At 53.0% G+C, this 1,976-nt stretch carries 1 protein-coding gene; it reads left to right on the top strand.

The features are described 5' to 3' along the window. Nucleotides 1-242 precede the first annotated feature (242 nt). Nucleotides 243-1,502 (top strand): transposase, encoded by a 1,260-nt coding sequence (locus tag VJ369_RS12575; RefSeq protein WP_324092412.1) that lies wholly within the window; start codon nt 243-245, stop codon nt 1,500-1,502. The last annotated feature ends 474 nt before the right edge of the window (nt 1,503-1,976 follow it).

Raw genomic sequence — 1,976 nt, forward strand, 5'->3', positions numbered from 1 at the left:
CCTGCCAGGCATTGCATATGGAGATCAGGACGATCTTTGGCAAGGCGACGGAGGGCATAGGTTGAAGCGTTCCCCTGACTATCAAAACGAATCATGACATCTTTTTCATTTGTGCCATGATTCGTTGCTGATTTCCTCCTACAGCCTGTTTCACATGACTTTGCACTTCCCTGGCGGATGATGTAGTCTGAGAGGACCATCTGAGTTGGCCGGAAGCTCTTGATATGCAGGTTGCCTCACATATGGCCCAGGGAAAAGCGGTTGATCTGCGGGGACGCCAGTTTGTCGTACGCTTGAAGGAATTCTTTGACCAAGAACGTCGAGCTGGCGCTGTGGTATCGACGCAGGACCCAGCGGGTCGTGTTGCCACGGCGCTGGGCCTTGGGAAACGGACCGTCAAAGACATTCTCAGTACCTATCACCGCACTGGGCAATGCCTTGCGCCCACTGTTGAAGCAAAAGGCAAGCCCCCCTACCGCATTCAGGCGCCATTGGAAAAAGTCATTCGCCAACGGATTCGTGAGCTCAATCGGCAGGGGAGTCACGTCAGTGTCCGCACGCTCTTGCATTGGCTCAGCGAGCATTATGAGGGCATGAATCCGGCGACGTTGTGGAGGGCGTTACAACGGATGGGCTTTGTCTATGGGACATCTCGGAGCAAGTCGGCACTGCGAGAACGGGATGACGTGCTGATTGCCCGACGCGAGTATTTACGCACCAAACTCGCCAACCGGAGCTCGCATGGGGGGACGGTCCGTCCTGAAGTTTATCTCGATGAAAGCTATGTCAATGTGCATCACTCGACGCCGCGTACATGGTATTTCGCTGAAGAAGGTCCATGGGTCGAGAAACCGTCGGGCCACGGCCCTCGCCTGATACTGGTGCATGCGGTCACCACGGATGGATGGGTGGAGGGAGCCCAACTGGTCTTCCAAGCGAAGCAACGGACGGGCGACTACCATGGCCAGATGCACTTTGAGAACTTCCGCAAGTGGTTTGCCGAGAGTTTACTGCCGCATATCCCCGTAGCGTCGTTGATTATGATGGACAACGCGCCCTATCATAATGTGTATGTGGACGGCGCCTTTTATCCGACAAGTTCTACCCCGCAGTCTGCCCTGCAACAGGGGCTTCAGCAGCACCATCCCGCCTCGTATCAGCCCACGATGATTAAAGCAGAACTGCTCGCACTCTGCCGCCAATTGTGCCCAAAACCCCAATACGAATTGGACCGCTTGGCGGAAGCGCGAGGCCATCGCATCCTGCGGACGCCCCAGTATCATCCTGAACTCCAACCCATCGAAGCGTGCTGGGCAGTCGTGAAGAATCATTGCGCTGCAACGTGTGATTACACCACGAAGGGGCTCCGTGCACATGTCGCTGAGGGTTTTAACAAGGTCACCCCAGCGACGTGCCAGGCCGCCATTGCTGATGTGCGGACCGAAGAAGACCGTTACTGGCGAGAGGATATGGAGGATGACGAGGAGGGAGAATTGTCGTAGCAAACTCTATGATGTTTATTCGTGGAGTATGACTCAGATATGAGTGCAAAGTCATATGAAACAGGCTGTAGGAGTGCACCTCTACCCTATCGAAGTGCAGCCTACCATCATCCAAAACTTAGAGTCTCTCCGGAAACAAAGCCTTTATAAGAGAAGACCTTAGGTCATATACGTGGCAAAGCCAGGAACGGACTTACTGGATAATCGGTCTTTTGCCATGCTGTTAGAGATTTCTAAGCGATTGATTTATTATATATTAGTTTTCGGACAGCCTCTTAGAGCGAATACTCTACTATATACTCAGAATTGACATCTTGCAGCCGTAACGCGAATCATCATGCGGCTTTACAAGCCTTTGCCATCTTCACTTTCACCTTATGCTCGACTTGGTTCGTCATGACCCGTAACCGCAGCGCATGCTGCAGCTGAAAAATACTCCAGGGTTTGCCAGGCACAATCTCGTGATGACACATC

This window comes from Glutamicibacter sp. (genome assembly GCF_035257265.1).
In the GTDB taxonomy this organism is placed as follows: Bacteria; Actinomycetota; Actinomycetes; order Actinomycetales; family Micrococcaceae; genus Glutamicibacter.

Excerpts from the sequence above, each read along its gene's own strand:
- VJ369_RS12575 (WP_324092412.1), top strand. The coding sequence starts at position 243 with ATGGCCCAGGGAAAAGCGGTTGATCTGCGGGGACGCCAGTTTGTCGTA.